The following is a 16,498-nucleotide window of genomic DNA, read 5'->3' as shown; positions in this document are numbered from 1 at the left end:
TGGGAGCTGTCGAGCTTTGGCGAGGCTGCGATGACGTCGGCACTATCAATATCCAAGGCACTATCAATATCCAAGGTGCCTGACCCACCGCTATCGCAGCCTCGCCAAAGCTCGACAGCTCCCACAGTACCGGCGTTAGCAGGGCTGCCGGGAAACGTCAGCGGCCATCAGTTCCACAAACCGATCTTTTCCAGCTCCTGCTTGAAGTTCTCGCGGGTGATCAGCGTCACCTCATCCATGGCCGTGTACTTCGGCGGCTCCTTACCCGTAGTGACCCACTCGAACATCATGCTCGCGGTGTTGTAGCCCTCGATGTGCGGGCTGGGCAGCATCGAGCCGAAGAAGCCGCTGTTGGCTTTCTTCAATTCGCCAATGGCATCGGTGCCGTTGATGCCGATGCCGATGACATTCGCCGCCGCAAACCCGGCGCTTTCGGTGGCGCGCACGCCGCCAAGCACGGTGTTGTCATTCATGCCGCCGATGATCAGGTTTTTCGCGCCGCCGGGCAGCTTGACCAGCGCCGAGTTGGTGGCGTCCATGCTGCCGGGGACGTCGAGGGTCTTGAGGGCTGCGTACAGGATGTGATCATCCGGAATGCCCGCGGCCTTCAGGGATTTGACCGAGCCATCAGTGCGCTTTTTACCGGTATCGAGTTCGTTGTAGGTGTTGATCACCGCATAGGTGTCCTTCCAATCCCAGCCACGTTTTTTCGCTTCAGTGGCCATGGCACTGCCCTGCTTCTCGCCCACTTCAAACGCGGCCATGCCCAGGTAAGGCACGTCTTCCATGAAGTTGCCCTTGGCGTCCACAAAACGGTCATCCACGGCGATCACTTTCAAGCCGTTGGCTTTGGCCTTGGCCATGATCGCCGGGCCGAGGGACACGTCCGGCGGGCAAATCACAAAACCCTTGGCACCGTTGGCCGCCAGGCTGTCGATGGCCGAGAGGGTTTTCTCGCCGTCGGGCACGGCGATCTTGATCACCTCGAAGCCCTTGTCCTTGCCGGCCTTTTCGGCGAAGGCCCATTCGGTCTGGAACCAGGGCTCTTCCGCCTGCTTGACCAGAAAGCCGATCTTCACCGGCTCGGCCGCCAGCAACAGGCTGCTCAGGCCGACGGCGGACACCGCCACAGCGGCGCAGCACAGGGAACGGATACCACGACGACGATTCATAGGGTGACTCCTTGTTGTTGTTTTTGAGTGCGTTAAACAGCCTGTTGGTTATCCTGCAAAGCGGTGGCAGATTTTCCCCGGCACATCGACCTCAATGGCCAGCACCGCACCGTCCAGCGGGTGATCCAGCGGGCTGGCGGCACTGGTGATGTACAAGGTCTTGAGGTCGGGGCCTGCGAACACGCAACTGGTGGGACGGCTGACCGGCAGCTCGATCACCCGGTCGACTGCACCGCCCGGCGTCAACCGCAGCAGGCAGCTGCCGTCCCAGCGGGCGTTCCAGATATAGCCTTCGGCGTCCATGGCCGAGCCGTCCGGGCCACCCCGGGAGTGAGGCCCGAACCAGACCTGCGCGGGTGCGAGCTGGCCCTGTTCATTAATCGGATATTGATAGAGCGTGCCGTCCAGGCTGTCGCCGAAATGCACGTGGGTGGCGGCGTCGTTCCACAGCAAGGTGTTGGGAATGCCCAAGCCTTGCAGCAACGGCGTGACCTGCCCGTCGGTATCGACCCGGAACAGGCCGCCGGAACGTCGCAGCACCGGCAAGTCTTCACCGTGCTCGCCGATGTTGTTCTGCATGGTGCCCAGCCACAGCCGGCCCTGGGCATCGCAGCGGGCTTCGTTGGCACGGTTGCCCGGTTGCGGATCGGCGACGCAAAGCAAGGTCAGGCGTGGATCGCTCGGCGTCGAATCGAGGTCGAGGCGATACACGCCGCTGCTCAGGGTCACCAGTGCATCGCCGCTGGCGCACGGGATAAACGCCGAGACCGGCTCAGGCAATTGCCAGGTGTGCAATTGCCCGCCCTGCAGGCGCAAGGCCTGCTGGCCGATGATGTCCACCCAATACAAGGCCTGGCCCGGTACATCCCAGAACGGCCCTTCGCCCAGCCGAGCCCGGTGCGGTGTGACTGCGGTCCACGACATGAAACCTCCTGCTTTCTTGTTGTTTTCAGGTGGTACCGGTTACAGCGCGTCGCGCGACGGCTGCCCATCTACCAGACGCTGAATGCGCAACGGGTTGGCATTCTTCAGCGCGTCGGGAAGCAGGCTATCAGGGTAATTCTGAAAGCACACAGGTCGCAGGAAACGCTCGATCGCCAGGGTGCCCACGGAAGTGCCACGGGCATCCGAAGTTGCCGGATACGGCCCGCCGTGGACCATCGCGTCACACACCTCGACGCCCGTGGGGTAGCCGTTGAGCAGGATGCGGCCAACCTTTTGCTCCAGCAGCGGCGTCAACTCGCCGAACTGGGTGAAATCCGCCGGCTCGCCGATGATCGTCGCGGTCAATTGGCCGTGCAGGCCGTGCAACGCCGCAGCGAGTTGGGCCTGGTCGGCGACTTCCACAAACACCGTGGTGGGGCCGAACACTTCCTCCTGCAACACTTCATCGCCGTTGATCAGCAGGCTGGCGTCCGCTTTGAACAGCTGTGGCTGCGCCTGATTGCCGGTTTGCGTCTGGCCCGCCAGGTGCTCGATGCCAGGATGGGCCAGCAGCGTGTGCAGGCCTTTGCCGTAGCTGTTCAAGGTGCCGGCATTGAGCATGGTTTGCGCGGGCTGGCCGCCGATCAGTTGGGCGACCTGTTGGGTGAAGCCTGTGAACGCTGGCGAGGCAATCCCGATCACCAGCCCCGGGTTCGTGCAGAACTGGCCGCACCCCTGCACCACCGAGGCGACCAGGTCGCGGGCGATGGTGTCTGCCCGGGTTTGCAGGGCCTGGGGCAAGACGATCACCGGGTTGATGCTGGACATCTCAGCGAACACCGGGATCGGTTGCGGGCGTGCCGCCGCCATATCGCACAACGCCCGGCCGCCCTTGAGCGAGCCGGTGAAACCCACGGCCTGGATCGCTGGGTGCTTGACCAGCGCTTCCCCCACACCGCCGCCGAAGATCATGTTGAACACGCCGCCGGGCATACCTGTGCGCTCGGCCGCCCGCATGATCGCATCGGCGACCCGCTCGGCGGTGGCCATGTGGCCGCTGTGGGCCTTGAACACCACCGGGCAACCGGCCGCCAGCGCGGCGGCGGTGTCGCCACCGGCAGTGGAAAAGGCCAGGGGGAAATTGCTCGCCCCAAACACCGCGACCGGCCCCAGGCCGATGCGGTATTGGCGCAGATCCGGGCGCGGCAAGGGCTGACGATCCGGCAGCGCCTGGTCGATCCGCGCGCCGTAGAAATCACCGCGCCGCAGTACCTTGGCGAACAACCGCATCTGGCCGCTGGTACGACCGCGCTCACCCTGGATACGCCCGGCGGGCAATGCCGTTTCGCGGCAGACCAGGGCGACAAAGTCATCGCCCAGGGCGTCCAGTTCATCGGCTATCGCCTCCAGGAACGACGCACGATGCTGCGCGCTCAGGCTGCGATAAGCCGGGTAAGCCTGAGCGGCGGCGTTGGCCGCGGCGTCGACCTCCTGCGCGGTGGCCTGGTAGAAATCAAAGGGCAATGCCTCGCCACTGGTGGCGTCGATGCTCTGCAGGGTGATGCTGCCGGCAGCGCTGCGCTGGTCGCCGATGTAGTTGTGGCCACAAATCCGGGTCATGCCTGTCTCCTTCAAAGGGTGCCTATGCCGCCAGGTGCCACGCCGCTGTTGGCCACGGCAATGCCGTTGATCAATGGCGCGCCGAATTCGGCTTGGCTGATTTCAAACACATCGCCTGGCTGGGTACGAATGCCGTCGGCAAACGACAAGGTGGCGGTGCCGAAGAAATGGATATGCACGTCACCCGGGCGCAGGAACTGGGTGTATTTGAAATGGTGGTATTCAAGGTTTTCGAGGCTGTGGCACATGTTGGCTTCGCCACTGAGGAATTCGTGCTGCCACAACACCTCGCCATTGCGCACGATACGGCTGGTGCCCGCCAGGTGCCGGGGCAGTTCACCCAGGCGCAACTCGGGACCGTAGCTGCAACTGCGCAGCTTGGAGTGGGCCAGGTACAGGTAATTCTTGCGCTCCATCACGTGGTCGGAAAACTCGTTGCCCACCGCGTAGCCCAGGCGATACGGCTTGCCGTCGTGACCAATCACATACAGCCCGGCGATTTCCGGCTCTTCGCCGGCGTCTTCGGCAAACGCTGGCCACGGGAATGGCTGGCCCGGACGCACCACGATGCTGCCGTCGCCCTTGTAGAACCATTCCGGCTGCACACCGGCCTGGCCAGAAGCCGGTTTGCCGCCCTCCACGCCCCATTTGAAGATGCGCATGCTGTCGGTCATCGCGCTTTCGTCACTGGCGTTCTGATGCATCTTGTCCCGCGCCGACGCACTGCCCAGGTGGGTCAGGCCGGTACCGCTGACCAGCGTGTGGGCCGGGTCCGGGTGATCCAGCGGTGGCAAGATCTTCTGCGCGGCCAGCAGTTTGGCGTAGTCGTGGCTCTCGGCCAGGCCGAGGTGGTCTATGTGCTGTTGCAAGGTGACGCCAGCCTCGATGGCGGCGAGTGCCAGGTCGCGTACCGTGCGGGCGGCCCGCACCTCGCGTACCTGATCGCCGTCGACCACGCCCACTCGGCGTTCGCCGTTGTTCAATTCAAACTGCACTAACCCCATGAGTGTTCTCCTGATTGCCAATTAAGTACGCGTGGCGCCACGGGCGCTGGCGGCGAACTGGTCGGGCGGCAGCACGTGCCTGCGCTCCAGCAACCGATAGACCACCCCGGTCAACACCACCCCGAACAGCATCACGCACGCCAGGAAGTACAAGCCCGACGCAAGGTTGCCGGTGTACTCCTTGAGGGCGCCGATCACGAACGGCCCAATGTAGCCGCCGAGGTTGCCCACCGAGTTGATCAAGGCGATGCCCGCCGCTGCACTCGCGCCGGCAAAGAAACGTCCCGGCAAGGTCCAGAACACCGCCGTGCAAGAAAACAGCGCAAACGCCACCAGGCACAGCGCTGCCAGTTGCCACAGCGGCACTGTCAGCCAGGCGCTGAGGAACAGGCCGATGGCGCCCAACACGTAGAGCACGGCAAGATGACCGTAGCGATCATTCAGGCGATCGGAACTGCGCGGGACGATCAGCAAACCGATGATCCCGAAGATGTAGGGCACTGCCGACACGAACCCGGTGGTCAGGTCGCTGCCGCCAAACTGCTTGATCAAGGTCGGCAGCCACAGGCCCAGCCCATAAATGCTCAAGGTCACCGGCAGGTAGAACAGCGCCAGCAGCAACACGCGTTTGTCCTTCAGCGCATGCAGCGGGTTGCCGTGCCGGGTCTGTCCGTAGGCTTGCAGGTCTTTGGCCAGCTCGCCGGTGAGCCAGGCCTTCTCCGCCTGGTCCATCCATTTCACCTGTTGCGGCCCATCCGGCAGGTAGCGCAGCACCGGCCAGGTCAGCAGGATCGCCGGGGTGCCAATGACGATGAACAACCACTGCCAGCCGTGCAGGCCGAGTATCCCGTCCATGCCGAGCAAGCCGCCCGCCACGGGGCCGGTGATCATCATGGCGATGGGTTGGGACAGGATGAACAGCCCGAGGATCTTGCCGCGGTGCCTCACCGGGAACCATTGGGTGATGTAGTAGAGGACACCCGGGAAGAACCCGGCTTCGGCGGCGCCCAGCAGAAAGCGCATCACATAGAAACTGTGGGGGCCCTGGACGAATGCCATGCCGATGGTGATGGCGCCCCAGGTCACCATGATTCGTGCGAACCAGCGCCGCGCGCCGAAACGGTCGAGCATCAGGTTGCTGGGGATTTCCAGCAGGAAGTAGCCAATAAAGAACAGCCCTGCTCCCAGCCCATACGCCGCATCGCCGATGCCGACATCCGCGCCCATGTGCAATTTGGCGAAGCCCACGGCCGAGCGATCCACGTAGGCAATCAGGTACAGCAAGATCAGGAAGGGAATCAGTTTCAGCGTGATGCGACGTATCAGCCGCTGTTCCTGGCTCATGTGAGCGGTCTCCGATTGTTATTTTTATAGAGCGTTTCGGGTCGCCTCTCGCGGAAAACCGCCAGGGCCAGGCCTCGTTGAATCGGACTATATAGTAATACTATTTAATCAACAACACTTCCAAACACCCGAATTTACGCCTATGTTAAGCCGAGAATGGATCAATATAGTCTTACAATAAGAGAGTCAGCCATGTCCGAGAAAAAGCCCGTCCTGCGCTCCGCCAGCTGGTTTGGTACCGCCGATAAAAACGGCTTCATGTACCGCAGCTGGATGAAAAACCAGGGGATTGCCGATCATCAGTTCCACGGCAAACCGATCATCGGGATCTGCAATACCTGGTCGGAGCTGACGCCCTGCAACGCGCACTTCCGCCAGATTGCCGAGCATGTGAAACGCGGCGTGATCGAAGCCGGTGGCTTTCCAGTGGAATTTCCGGTGTTCTCCAACGGCGAATCGAACCTGCGCCCCACCGCGATGCTCACCCGTAACCTGGCCAGCATGGACGTGGAGGAAGCCATTCGCGGCAACCCCATCGACGGCGTGGTGCTGCTGACCGGCTGTGACAAGACCACCCCGGCGCTGCTGATGGGCGCCGCCAGTTGCGACGTGCCGGCGATCGTCGTCACCGGCGGGCCGATGCTCAACGGCAAGCACAAGGGCCAGGACATCGGCTCGGGCACCGTGGTGTGGCAGCTCAGCGAACAGGTCAAGGCGGGCACCATTACCCTCGACGATTTCCTCGCGGCCGAAGGCGGCATGTCCCGCTCGGCGGGCACCTGCAACACCATGGGCACCGCCTCGACCATGGCCTGCATGGCCGAAGCACTCGGCACTTCCCTGCCCCACAACGCGGCGATTCCGGCGGTGGATGCGCGGCGTTATGTACTGGCGCACATGTCCGGCATGCGTGCGGTGGAGATGGTGCGCGAAGACCTGAAGCTGTCGAAGATCCTGACCAAGGAGGCTTTCGAAAACGCGATTCGCGTGAACGCAGCCATCGGCGGCTCGACCAACGCGGTGATTCACCTGAAAGCCATCGCCGGGCGCATCGGCGTCGAGCTCGACCTGGACGACTGGACCCGCATGGGCCGTGGCATGCCGACCATCGTCGACCTGCAGCCGTCCGGGCGCTTCCTGATGGAGGAGTTCTACTACGCTGGCGGCCTGCCGGCGGTGCTGCGCCGCCTCGGTGAGGCCAACCTGATACCGCACCCGAATGCCTTGACCGTCAACGGCAAGTCCCTCGGCGAAAACACCCGGGAAGCGCCGATCTACGGCCAGGACGAAGTGATCCGCACCCTCGACAACCCGATCCGCGCCGACGGCGGCATTTGTGTGTTGCGGGGCAACCTCGCGCCACTGGGTGCAGTCCTCAAGCCTTCGGCTGCCAGTGCCGAACTGATGCAGCATCGCGGGCGTGCCGTGGTGTTCGAGAACTTCGACATGTACAAGGCACGGATCAACGACCCGGAACTGGACGTGGATGCCAACTCGATCCTGGTGATGAAAAACTGCGGGCCCAAGGGTTATCCGGGCATGGCGGAAGTCGGCAACATGGGCTTGCCGGCCAAACTGCTGGCCCAGGGCGTGACCGACATGGTGCGGATTTCCGATGCGCGCATGAGCGGCACGGCCTACGGCACCGTGGTGTTGCACGTGGCGCCGGAAGCGGCGGCCGGCGGCCCGTTGGCGACGGTCAAGGAAGGCGACTGGATCGAACTCGATTGCGCCAATGGCCGCCTGCACCTGGACATTCCGGACGCCGAACTGGCGGCCCGCATGGCCGACCTTGCGCCGCCCGAGCAGCTGATTGTCGGGGGTTACCGGCAGCTGTACATCGACCACGTATTACAGGCAGACCAGGGCTGCGACTTCGACTTCCTCGTGGGCTGCCGTGGCGCCGAAGTGCCGCGTCATTCCCACTAATTGGGACGGGAGCAATGCTATGATGCCGCGTATTTCGCCAGAGTAGCCTCCCTGTTATGGATCAGCAGCCGACCAAGCCGCGCAAGAGCATGCACGCCCAAATCGTTCAGGACTTGGGCATGCACATCGTTTCCGGGCGCTTCAAGCCGGAAGAACGGTTGCCCATGGAGGCCACCTTGTGCGAGGAGTACAAGGTCAGCCGCTCGGTATTGCGTGAGGCGACCCGGGTGCTCAGCGCCAAAGGCCTGGTGATTTCCAAGCCCAAGGTCGGCGCCGTGGTGCGCCCACGGGTGCAGTGGCACTTGCTGGACCCGGACGTGCTGACCTGGCTGATGCAGTCGACACCCCACAGCGAGTTTTTCAACACCCTGGCCGGTGTACGCCGGATCCTCGAGCCGGAAATCGCCGCGATGGCCGCGACCACCGCCACCGACGCCGACATCGCCACCATCGAAAAAGCCTACCTCGGCATGGAAACCGCCAATACCCACGAAACGTTGCTGCAGGCCGACCTGGACTTCCACCGGGCGATTGCCGATGCGACCCGCAACGACTTGCTGGCCTACATGTGCAACATGCTGTCGCTGCCACTTCGCGAGTCCATCAACATCACCAACCGCCGCCCCGACATCCAGGGCCTCAGCCTGCCCCGGCACAAGGCGATTCTCACGGCGATCAAGAACCGTGACGCCCTCGGCGCGCGGCATGCCTCCCTGGTGCAACTGGACGATACCCGGGTGGCGCTGGACACCGTGATGAACGTGCTGACGCCGCTGTAGCGCCAGGCAACCCACCATCAAGTCGAGGCCGCCCTTGGATTACTTCGCTGCGTTAACCGCCTTTGTCGAAGCCGCCGAGGGCAATAACTTCTCCCGTGCCGCCGACCGGCTTGGCATCAAGGCTTCCACGGTTTCACGCTACGTGAAGGACCTTGAACAGGACCTCGGCATCGCCTTGTTCAACCGCTCTACCCGTACGCTGCACCTGACCGAGGGTGGCCAGACGTTTCTGATGCACGCACGCCGGGTACTGGATGAACTCGAACAAGCCAAGGCCGCCACCTCCGCACTGAACGAACAGCCACGGGGCGTGCTCAAGCTCAACCTGCCGCCCGCCTTTGCCCGTCACCATATCCTTCCCACCTTGAATGCCTTCCTGGCCCGCTATCCGCAGATCAAGCTGGAACTGGTGCTGGACGACAGCCACGTCAACCTGATTCATTCCGGCGCGGACCTGGCGATCCGCATTGGCACCCTGGCGGATTCCACGTTGAAGGCACGCAAGATCTGCGATGAGCGCTACCGGCTGGTGGCCAGCCCGGCGTTTTGCCGGGAGTATCCGGCGCCGGTCAACCCTGCCGACCTGGCTGCCATGCCGGCGATTCTGGGGGCGGCTGACAGCGCATTTGCCAACGGGCGTGAGGTGTCACCGCTGGTGCATAAAGACAGCATCCGGATCAACGACCTGGACGCACAATTGATCGCCGCACAACAAGGGCTGGGATTTGCCTTGCTGCCCGACTGGCTGGTGGCCAAACCCATTGAAACCGGCGAGTTGCTGGTGTGGTTGCCTGAGTGGGATATCCGCATCGCAGGCCGTGAATCGGCGGTGTGGTTCGTCTATCCACCCAAGCGCATCGTGTCCTCCAAAGTGCGGTGCTTCATCGACTTTATCGTCGAGCAACTGGGCGAAACACCGCACTGGAAGCGTTTCAACTGAAGCGGATATCCAGCGACCGCAGATAGGTTTGCAGCCCCGCATCCTGGATCGGAATCAGGAAGGCTTCCGTGTCGGACTCATTGAAGTGGGCATGCCAGTAACCTGGCGGCGTCACGAACGCCAGGCCCGGCGACCAGTCGACCCGCACCGGGTTGCGGATCTGCCCATCGGCGTCCAGTTCGGTGCCCACCAGCGAATAGCAGCCCTTGGGGCAATCAATGATGAAATCCAGCGCAATCGACTGGTGTCGGTGGGGCTTCTGAATCGACCCCGGCGGCAGGATGCCGTACATCGCCCACAGCACATGGGTCACGGTGCGAGTCTGCGGGAAGTTGCGATTGCCCAGCAGGATGCTGATACGGCTACGGTCCTGTGCGCGGGGATCATCGGCCGCTTCGCGCAGTTTTGCGTTGGCCAGCTCCGCGGGATACAGCGTCGGCACGAAGCGATCGGCACTGCGGGTCACGCCCAGGTAACGCAACAGCGGCTCATCGTGGACGTAATACAGGCGCGCATCCTCTGATGCGCTGAACCGCGCTTGCTGCAGACCTGGCAGCGCAATGAAGCAGCCTTTGGTCCAGTCGATGCGGTGCGCGCCCTGAACCACACTGCCCTGCCCGGCGATGACATAAAACACCTGTGAGGTGGCGTTGGGGTGCAGTTCCAGCGTATCGCCGGCGTTCAGGCGAATGAAGTTCGCACACAGCCCCGGACCGGTGGCCGGACCTTCGCAACCCAAGGCATCGCTGAGGTCCAGCGGCACTACCCGAGAGGGCCCACTGTCGTAAAGCGAGGCCGGGAAGCTGTGATAGGGAATGCGCGTGATCAGGTTGGCGCTGATGGGATTGGCGGCCTTGCTGTATTCAAAGTATTCGGCATCGAGCAGGTGCTGCGGTTGGGTATCGGCCACGTCAGGCTTGAATTCGCTATTCATTATGATCACCTCAATCTACGACTGGATTTCGCATGCCCCGTGGGGCGCTGCGGCGGTGAAAGAACTATAGGCATTCAGCGGCGGTGGATTAATCCCTCATCTTGCACAGCAGTTGTGCGAAAGGGGGCAGGCACAAGCCTCTCTTGGTGTACTGATAGTTTGATTCAACCAACTATCAAAGTGCCACTTTATAAATAAGTTAAATATATATACATCAGCGCCCATAAAAAATCCGCCGCAGAGACTGCGGCGGCAAACCAAAGGATATTGTCGAAGCAGAGCGGCTAAGACAGGGTTAAAACTACAGCAGCGTGCGCATATGCACAGTGAATTTTAATTAATCGAGTTTAATCGGCAGTGCACCTGCGCACGCAACTATTGGCAATTAAACTATCCACGAAACAACAGGCTAGTTAAACAAACACGGTTGATCGTGGACTTTCGTTTTACCTTGCTGCTTCGCCGAAAAGGCCCGGGTTTGCCCCGGGCCTTTTTTTCGGGGACCATATCGGCCTTCTTTCTGACGTCACCCAAGGGAATCCCATGGCCAACCACGACCTCGCCTTCACCCCCGATCTCGACCCGGACTCCATCTCTTCCGACGTCATCGGCTTCAACGGCATTCTTGTCTCCACGCAAATCCCTACCCGCGCCGACGGCAGCCTGGAGCTTGGCGACATCACCCTGCAAAGCGAATGCACCCTGCAAGCCCTCAAGGTGGCCCTGGAACGTGCCGGCAGTTCGATTGACCGGGTCATGCACCTGACCATCTACCTGACCGACATGGCCGACCGCGCCGCGTTCAACGAAGTCTACAAGCGCTACTTCGCCAAGCCCTGGCCGGTGCGTGCGGCGGTTGGTGTTGCCGCCCTGGCCGTCGAAGGCATGCGGGTTGAAGTCACTGCGATGGCCGCCAAGGGCTGAGTCAAACGCTCTATATCAACCAACGATGATCAAATGTGGGAGCTGTCGAGCCCCAGCGAGGCTGCGATGGGATCGCCGCGGTGTCACTGATACACCGCGGTGTCTGCATCGCGGGCAAGCCCGGCTCCCACCGTTGAGTGCATTCCAATTTGGGAGCACACCTGGGGCTTGATAGATGTCGATAGCGCATTTCGCAGCTACAATGCCCGCCTCCGTGACAAGCCTGACTAAAAAAACTATGTCCTTGCCCAAGCATCACCTGGAATTGCTCAGCCCTGCCCGCGATGTTGCCATCGCCCGCGAGGCCATCCTGCATGGCGCCGACGCCGTGTACATCGGCGGCCCGAGTTTCGGCGCGCGCCATAACGCCTGCAACGACGTGAGCGATATCGCGCAGTTGGTGGAGTTCGCCCGGCGCTACCACGCGCGGGTGTTCACCACCATCAACACGATCCTGCACGACAACGAGCTGGAGCCGGCGCGCAAGCTGATCCACGAGCTTTACGATGCCGGCGTCGACGCGCTGATCGTCCAGGACCTGGGGGTGATGGAGCTGGATATCCCGCCCATCGAACTGCATGCCAGCACCCAGACCGACATCCGCACCCTGGGCCGGGCCAAGTTCCTCGACCAGGCCGGTTTTTCGCAGCTGGTGTTGGCCCGTGAGCTGAACCTGCAGGAAATCCGTGCGATTGCCGATGAAACCGATGCCGCCATCGAGTTCTTCATCCACGGTGCCTTGTGCGTGGCCTTCTCCGGCCAGTGCAACATCTCCCACGCCCAGAATGGCCGCAGCGCCAACCGTGGCGATTGCTCCCAGGCCTGCCGCCTGCCCTACACCCTCAAGGATGACCAAGGCCGTGTGGTTGCCTTTGAAAAGCACCTGTTGTCGATGAAAGACAACAACCAGAGCGCCAACCTGCGCGCCCTGGTGGATGCCGGCGTGCGTTCGTTCAAGATCGAAGGCCGCTACAAGGACATGGGCTATGTGAAGAACATCACCGCCTATTACCGCCAGCGCCTGGACGAGATTCTTGAAGACCGCCCGGACCTGGCCCGCGCTTCCAGCGGCCGCACCGCGCATTTCTTCCTGCCGGACCCGGAAAAGACCTTCCATCGTGGCAGCACCGACTACTTCGTCACCGACCGCAAGGTCGACATCGGCGCCTTCGACACCCCAACCTTTACCGGCCTGCCGGTGGGTGTGGTGGAAAAAGCCGGCAAGCGTGACTTGCAAGTGATCACCCATGAGCCGCTGTCCAACGGCGACGGCCTCAATGTGCTGATCAAGCGTGAAGTGGTAGGTTTCCGCGCCAACATCGCCGAGCCAAAAGGTGAGTTCGAAGAAGACGGCGAGAAGCGCTATCGCTACCGCGTCGAACCCAACGAGATGCCGGCCGGCTTGCACCAACTGCGCCCGAACCATCCGTTGAACCGCAACCTGGACCATAACTGGCAGCAGGCTTTGCTGAAGACTTCCGCCGAGCGCCGTATCGGCGTGTCGTGGGCGGCTCGCCTGCAGGAAGATCGCCTGGAACTGACCGTCACCAGCGAAGAAGGCATCAGCGCCAGCGTTGCCCTGCCCGGCCCGTTTGGCGTGGCCAACAAGCCGGAACAGGCCCTGGAAACCCTGCGCGACCTGCTGGGCCAACTGGGCACCACCCAGTACCACGCCACCGCGATCGAGCTGGATGCGCCGCACGCGTTCTTCATCCCGAATTCGCAGCTCAAGGCCCTGCGCCGTGAAGTGATCGAGGCGCTGACCGAGGCGCGTATCCAGGCTCATCCACGGGGCGGCCGCAAGGCGGAAACCACGCCGCCGCCGGTGTATCCGGAATCGCACCTGTCGTTCCTGGCCAACGTCTACAACCAGAAGGCTCGCGACTTCTATCACCGCCATGGTGTGCAACTGATCGACGCGGCGTACGAAGCCCACGAAGAAACCGGCGAAGTGCCGGTGATGATCACCAAGCACTGCCTGCGGTTCTCGTTCAACCTCTGCCCCAAACAGGCCAAGGGTGTGACGGGGGTGAAGACCAAGGTTGCGCCGATGCAGTTGATCCACGGCGACGAAGTACTGACGCTGAAGTTCGACTGCAAGCCTTGCGAGATGCACGTGATCGGCAAGATCAAGGGCCACATCCTCGGCCTGCCGCAACCCGGCAGCGTGGTGGGTTATATCAGCCCGGATGACCTGCTCAAGACCATCCCGCGCGGCGCACATTGAGTCGCCGGTGAGCGTCATGCTACGGCGTGACGTTCACCGCTGTTTTCGAGCGCCACCACCAACCCCGCTGCAACCCCGCCGCCGCGAGCAAAATCGCCGCCACGCCCAGCCATTGCAACCAGCCCAGGCGATGCCCAAAGGCAATCCAGTCGACGAAGATTGCTGCGATCGGGTAGACGAATGACAGCGCCCCGGTAATTGCCGTCGGCAGCTTCTGGATCGCGCCATACAGCAACACGTACATCAAGCCCGTATGCACCACGCCCAGGGTCAGCAATGCGGCCCAGGCATCCATCGACGCCGAAAGGCTGTGCCACTGCATCAGCGGTGCCAGCAGCAAGGCGCCCGTGGTCACCTGGATCAACGCCATCAGATGCGGTGGTACTTCCTTCAAGCGTTTGATGATCAGCGCCGCAATTGCGTACAGAAACGCTGCGCCCAGGGCCAATGCCACCCCCACCAGGTAGTCATCCCCAGTGTTTTGCTGACTGCCATGGGCGGTGACAATCGCCAGCATCCCGACGAAAGCCACGCTCAACCAGGCAAGTTTTTGCAAGGTGATTTTCTCCCCCAGGAACACCGCCGCCAGCATCACCAACATAAACGGCTGGACGTTATACACCGCCGTGCTGATGGAGATGGATGCCCTGGCGTAGGACTCGAACAGCAGCAACCAATTACCCACGATCGCCACGCCGCTGAGCATCGCCAGCCCGAGCTTGGTGTAGTCCAGCAAGTCCAGGCGCAGATAGCCGAGCAGCCAGCACACCACCAGCAACGTCAGCGCGCCGATCACGCAGCGCCAGAACACCACTTCCACCACCGGCACTCCCGACACCAGCACGAACCAGCCGATGGTGCCGGATATGAGCATGGCGGCGACCATTTCCCATGAACCGCGACGTATGGATTTGTCCATGATTGAGCTCCTCAAGTGAGGCTCAATTATGGCAATCTGGCCTGGAGCGACTCCATATTCTAAATAAGGCGAACCTTGAATTTCGCCTATTCTTATTAGGCAAACCTGAGCAATCGCTTTCGGAGCGACCATGATTGACAGCATTGACCAGCAACTGATCGCCGCGCTGATGGACGATTCGCGCCTGTCCCTCAAGGCCTTGGCGGGTATCACCGGCCTGTCCTCCCCCAGCGTCGGCGAGCGGCTGCGGCGCCTGGAAGAGCGTGGCGTGTTGAAGAACTACACCGTGGACATTGACCCCAAGCATTTTGGCTATCTGCTGCAAGCCATCGTGCGCATTCGCCCTTTGCCCGGGAAACTGCAGGAGGTGGAGCGCCAGATCCAGGCGATCCCCGAGTTCACCGAGTGCGACAAGGTGACCGGCGATGACTGCTTCATCGCACGCCTGCATGTGCGCACCATGGACCAACTCGACACACTGCTGGATAAGCTCAACGCTTACGCCGAAACCAACACCGCCATCGTCAAGAAAACCCCGGTAAAACGCCGATTGCCACCACTGAGTGATTCATGATTCTGAGTCACTGATGCAGTGACGGGATCGCTATTCTGTCAATCCAGGGCGGTGTTTATGCTTGATCCACACATTGGAACAACAGGCGTAAACACCATGTATGTCATCACCGGAATCACAGGCAAAGTCGGCGGCGCCCTCGCGCGCTTTCTCCTCAACGATCGTCAACCCGTGCGCGCAGTCATTCGCGATGCCGGCAAAGGCGCCGTATGGGCCGCCCTTGGTTGCGAGGTCGCCATCGCCAATATGGACGACGCTGCGGCCCTCACCGAAGCATTCAAGGGCGCCACCGGCGTGTTCATCCTGCCGCCTTCGGATTTCGACCCGGAGCCGGGTTTTCCCGAGGCGCGCAAGGTGATTGCCGCCGTCGCTCAGGCCATTGAAGCTGCGGCCCCGCAGAAAGTTGTTTGCCTGTCGACCATCGGCGCCCAGGCCGAGCACCTGAATCTGCTGACCCAACGCACCTTGATGGAACAGGCGCTGAGCGCGTTGAACGTGCCGGTGACCTTCCTGCGCCCGGGCTGGTTCATGGAAAACGCCGCCTACGACGTAGCCACCGCCCGCGAACACGGAGTGATCCACAGCTTCCTGCAACCGCTGGATAAGACCGTACCGATGATCGCCACCGCCGACGTCGGCCGCCTCGCTGCGCAATTGTTGCAGCAACACTGGAGCGGGCGTCGGGTAGTTGAGCTGGAAGGCCAATGGGTCAGCCCGAACGACATCGCTCGCACGTTGACCGAAGTGCTTGGTCGTGGTGTGACAGCACAGGTGGTGCCTCGCGATGCATGGGAGCCGATGTTTCGTGAGCAAGGCGCGCAGAATCCAATGCCGCGGATGCGCATGATTGATGGGTTTAACGAAGGTTGGATCTGCTTTGAGCAGGCGGACGTGGTTAAGGGTGAGACCACATTGCTCAAGGTGCTGCGGGAGTTGGCTGCAAAAACCTGATGCCATGGCCTGCAAGCCAGCTCAGTGATTGGGTACATATCCGTTATTTGGGTAACGGCGGCGTATGGTTTCGCTCTTACAGCGAGTCACTTTGCAAAAGCGGCAAAGTCCACCAAACGGCATTGCTCCGCGGGCCGCCGCTCCGCAATACCTGCGTTCGGCCTCGGGCTTATTGGGGCAGTCAGATCAAAATCAAATGCAAGAGCACAGCGGCCTCCCGGCGGGCTTGAGTGTTAAAAGCAAAGACCAGAGCGAAA

At 61.8% G+C, this 16,498-nt stretch carries 14 protein-coding genes; 7 read left to right on the top strand and 7 right to left on the bottom strand.

Annotation, left to right across the window (positions count from 1 at the left end):
• Nucleotides 1-167 precede the first annotated feature (167 nt).
• The 5 genes from HX807_RS30085 to HX807_RS30065 are packed head-to-tail and all read right to left on the bottom strand — an operon-like array spanning nucleotide 168 to nucleotide 6,064.
• Nucleotides 168-1,172, bottom strand: coding sequence for a substrate-binding domain-containing protein (locus tag HX807_RS30085; protein ID WP_003217769.1), 1,005 nt, complete (start codon nucleotides 1,170-1,172; stop codon nucleotides 168-170).
• Nucleotides 1,173-1,220: 48 nt separating this feature from the next.
• Nucleotides 1,221-2,096 (bottom strand): SMP-30/gluconolactonase/LRE family protein, encoded by an 876-nt coding sequence (locus HX807_RS30080; RefSeq protein WP_177052018.1) that lies wholly within the window; start codon nucleotides 2,094-2,096, stop codon nucleotides 1,221-1,223.
• Nucleotides 2,097-2,135: 39 nt separating this feature from the next.
• Nucleotides 2,136-3,716 (bottom strand): aldehyde dehydrogenase (NADP(+)), encoded by a 1,581-nt coding sequence (locus HX807_RS30075; RefSeq protein ID WP_177052016.1) that lies wholly within the window; start codon nucleotides 3,714-3,716, stop codon nucleotides 2,136-2,138.
• Between the two features lie 11 nt (nucleotides 3,717-3,727).
• Nucleotides 3,728-4,720, bottom strand: coding sequence for an AraD1 family protein (gene araD1 / locus HX807_RS30070; RefSeq protein WP_177052014.1), 993 nt, complete (start codon nucleotides 4,718-4,720; stop codon nucleotides 3,728-3,730).
• Nucleotides 4,721-4,741: 21 nt separating this feature from the next.
• Nucleotides 4,742-6,064: an MFS transporter gene (locus HX807_RS30065; RefSeq protein ID WP_087693837.1), complete on the bottom strand. Its 1,323-nt coding sequence runs from the start codon at nucleotides 6,062-6,064 to the stop codon at nucleotides 4,742-4,744.
• Nucleotides 6,065-6,256: 192 nt separating this feature from the next.
• Between HX807_RS30065 and HX807_RS30060 the strand changes: the two genes are divergently transcribed.
• The 3 genes from HX807_RS30060 to HX807_RS30050 are packed head-to-tail and all read left to right on the top strand — an operon-like array spanning nucleotide 6,257 to nucleotide 9,712.
• Nucleotides 6,257-7,993 (top strand): IlvD/Edd family dehydratase, encoded by a 1,737-nt coding sequence (locus HX807_RS30060; RefSeq protein ID WP_008433338.1) that lies wholly within the window; start codon nucleotides 6,257-6,259, stop codon nucleotides 7,991-7,993.
• A 56-nt stretch (nucleotides 7,994-8,049) separates the two neighbouring features.
• Nucleotides 8,050-8,772 (top strand): FadR/GntR family transcriptional regulator, encoded by a 723-nt coding sequence (locus HX807_RS30055; RefSeq protein WP_003217775.1) that lies wholly within the window; start codon nucleotides 8,050-8,052, stop codon nucleotides 8,770-8,772.
• 34 nt (nucleotides 8,773-8,806) lie between these two features.
• Complete coding sequence (locus HX807_RS30050) at nucleotides 8,807-9,712, top strand: LysR family transcriptional regulator (RefSeq protein WP_177052012.1); 906 nt, start codon at nucleotides 8,807-8,809, stop codon at nucleotides 9,710-9,712.
• On the opposite strand, the gene HX807_RS30045 is transcribed toward HX807_RS30050, so the two are convergent.
• Nucleotides 9,705-10,646: a cupin gene (locus tag HX807_RS30045; RefSeq protein ID WP_177052010.1), complete on the bottom strand. Its 942-nt coding sequence runs from the start codon at nucleotides 10,644-10,646 to the stop codon at nucleotides 9,705-9,707. The two genes, HX807_RS30050 and HX807_RS30045, sit on opposite strands and share 8 nt — an antisense overlap.
• A gap of 543 nt (nucleotides 10,647-11,189) precedes the next feature.
• Between HX807_RS30045 and HX807_RS30040 the strand changes: the two genes are divergently transcribed.
• Together HX807_RS30040 and HX807_RS30035 are read left to right on the top strand one after the other, a co-directional pair.
• Nucleotides 11,190-11,570 (top strand): RidA family protein, encoded by a 381-nt coding sequence (locus HX807_RS30040; RefSeq protein ID WP_003217799.1) that lies wholly within the window; start codon nucleotides 11,190-11,192, stop codon nucleotides 11,568-11,570.
• 238 nt (nucleotides 11,571-11,808) lie between these two features.
• Nucleotides 11,809-13,797 (top strand): U32 family peptidase, encoded by a 1,989-nt coding sequence (locus HX807_RS30035; protein WP_177052008.1) that lies wholly within the window; start codon nucleotides 11,809-11,811, stop codon nucleotides 13,795-13,797.
• A gap of 19 nt (nucleotides 13,798-13,816) precedes the next feature.
• On the opposite strand, the gene HX807_RS30030 is transcribed toward HX807_RS30035, so the two are convergent.
• Nucleotides 13,817-14,716, bottom strand: coding sequence for a DMT family transporter (locus HX807_RS30030; protein ID WP_177052006.1), 900 nt, complete (start codon nucleotides 14,714-14,716; stop codon nucleotides 13,817-13,819).
• A 130-nt stretch (nucleotides 14,717-14,846) separates the two neighbouring features.
• On the opposite strand from HX807_RS30030, the gene HX807_RS30025 reads away from it, so the two are divergent.
• Together HX807_RS30025 and HX807_RS30020 are read left to right on the top strand one after the other, a co-directional pair.
• Entirely contained in the window at nucleotides 14,847-15,290 is a 444-nt protein-coding gene (locus HX807_RS30025; protein WP_003217805.1) for an Lrp/AsnC family transcriptional regulator, read from the top strand.
• 96 nt (nucleotides 15,291-15,386) lie between these two features.
• Nucleotides 15,387-16,241 carry an NmrA family NAD(P)-binding protein gene (locus HX807_RS30020; RefSeq protein ID WP_177029054.1) on the top strand — a complete coding sequence of 285 codons (855 nt, stop codon included), beginning with the start codon at nucleotides 15,387-15,389 and terminating at the stop codon, nucleotides 16,239-16,241.
• Nucleotides 16,242-16,498: the final 257 nt, after the last annotated feature.

This window comes from Pseudomonas sp. D8002, from assembly GCF_013385695.1.
In the GTDB taxonomy this organism is placed as follows: Bacteria; Pseudomonadota; Gammaproteobacteria; order Pseudomonadales; family Pseudomonadaceae; genus Aquipseudomonas.
This window is presented reverse-complemented; position numbering and strand designations above follow the sequence as displayed.

What these genes read in the sequence shown, in the direction of transcription:
- HX807_RS30085 (WP_003217769.1), bottom strand. Translation starts at nt 1,172, where the DNA reads ATGAATCGTCGTCGTGGTATCCGTTCCCTGTGCTGCGCCGCTGTGGCG.
- HX807_RS30080 (WP_177052018.1), bottom strand. Translation starts at nt 2,096, where the DNA reads ATGTCGTGGACCGCAGTCACACCGCACCGGGCTCGGCTGGGCGAAGGG.
- HX807_RS30075 (WP_177052016.1), bottom strand. Translation starts at nt 3,716, where the DNA reads ATGACCCGGATTTGTGGCCACAACTACATCGGCGACCAGCGCAGCGCT.
- araD1 (WP_177052014.1), bottom strand. Translation starts at nt 4,720, where the DNA reads ATGGGGTTAGTGCAGTTTGAATTGAACAACGGCGAACGCCGAGTGGGC.
- HX807_RS30065 (WP_087693837.1), bottom strand. Translation starts at nt 6,064, where the DNA reads ATGAGCCAGGAACAGCGGCTGATACGTCGCATCACGCTGAAACTGATT.
- HX807_RS30060 (WP_008433338.1), top strand. Translation starts at nt 6,257, where the DNA reads ATGTCCGAGAAAAAGCCCGTCCTGCGCTCCGCCAGCTGGTTTGGTACC.
- HX807_RS30055 (WP_003217775.1), top strand. Translation starts at nt 8,050, where the DNA reads ATGGATCAGCAGCCGACCAAGCCGCGCAAGAGCATGCACGCCCAAATC.
- HX807_RS30045 (WP_177052010.1), bottom strand. Translation starts at nt 10,646, where the DNA reads ATGAATAGCGAATTCAAGCCTGACGTGGCCGATACCCAACCGCAGCAC.
- HX807_RS30040 (WP_003217799.1), top strand. Translation starts at nt 11,190, where the DNA reads ATGGCCAACCACGACCTCGCCTTCACCCCCGATCTCGACCCGGACTCC.
- HX807_RS30035 (WP_177052008.1), top strand. Translation starts at nt 11,809, where the DNA reads ATGTCCTTGCCCAAGCATCACCTGGAATTGCTCAGCCCTGCCCGCGAT.
- HX807_RS30030 (WP_177052006.1), bottom strand. Translation starts at nt 14,716, where the DNA reads ATGGACAAATCCATACGTCGCGGTTCATGGGAAATGGTCGCCGCCATG.
- HX807_RS30025 (WP_003217805.1), top strand. Translation starts at nt 14,847, where the DNA reads ATGATTGACAGCATTGACCAGCAACTGATCGCCGCGCTGATGGACGAT.
- HX807_RS30020 (WP_177029054.1), top strand. Translation starts at nt 15,387, where the DNA reads ATGTATGTCATCACCGGAATCACAGGCAAAGTCGGCGGCGCCCTCGCG.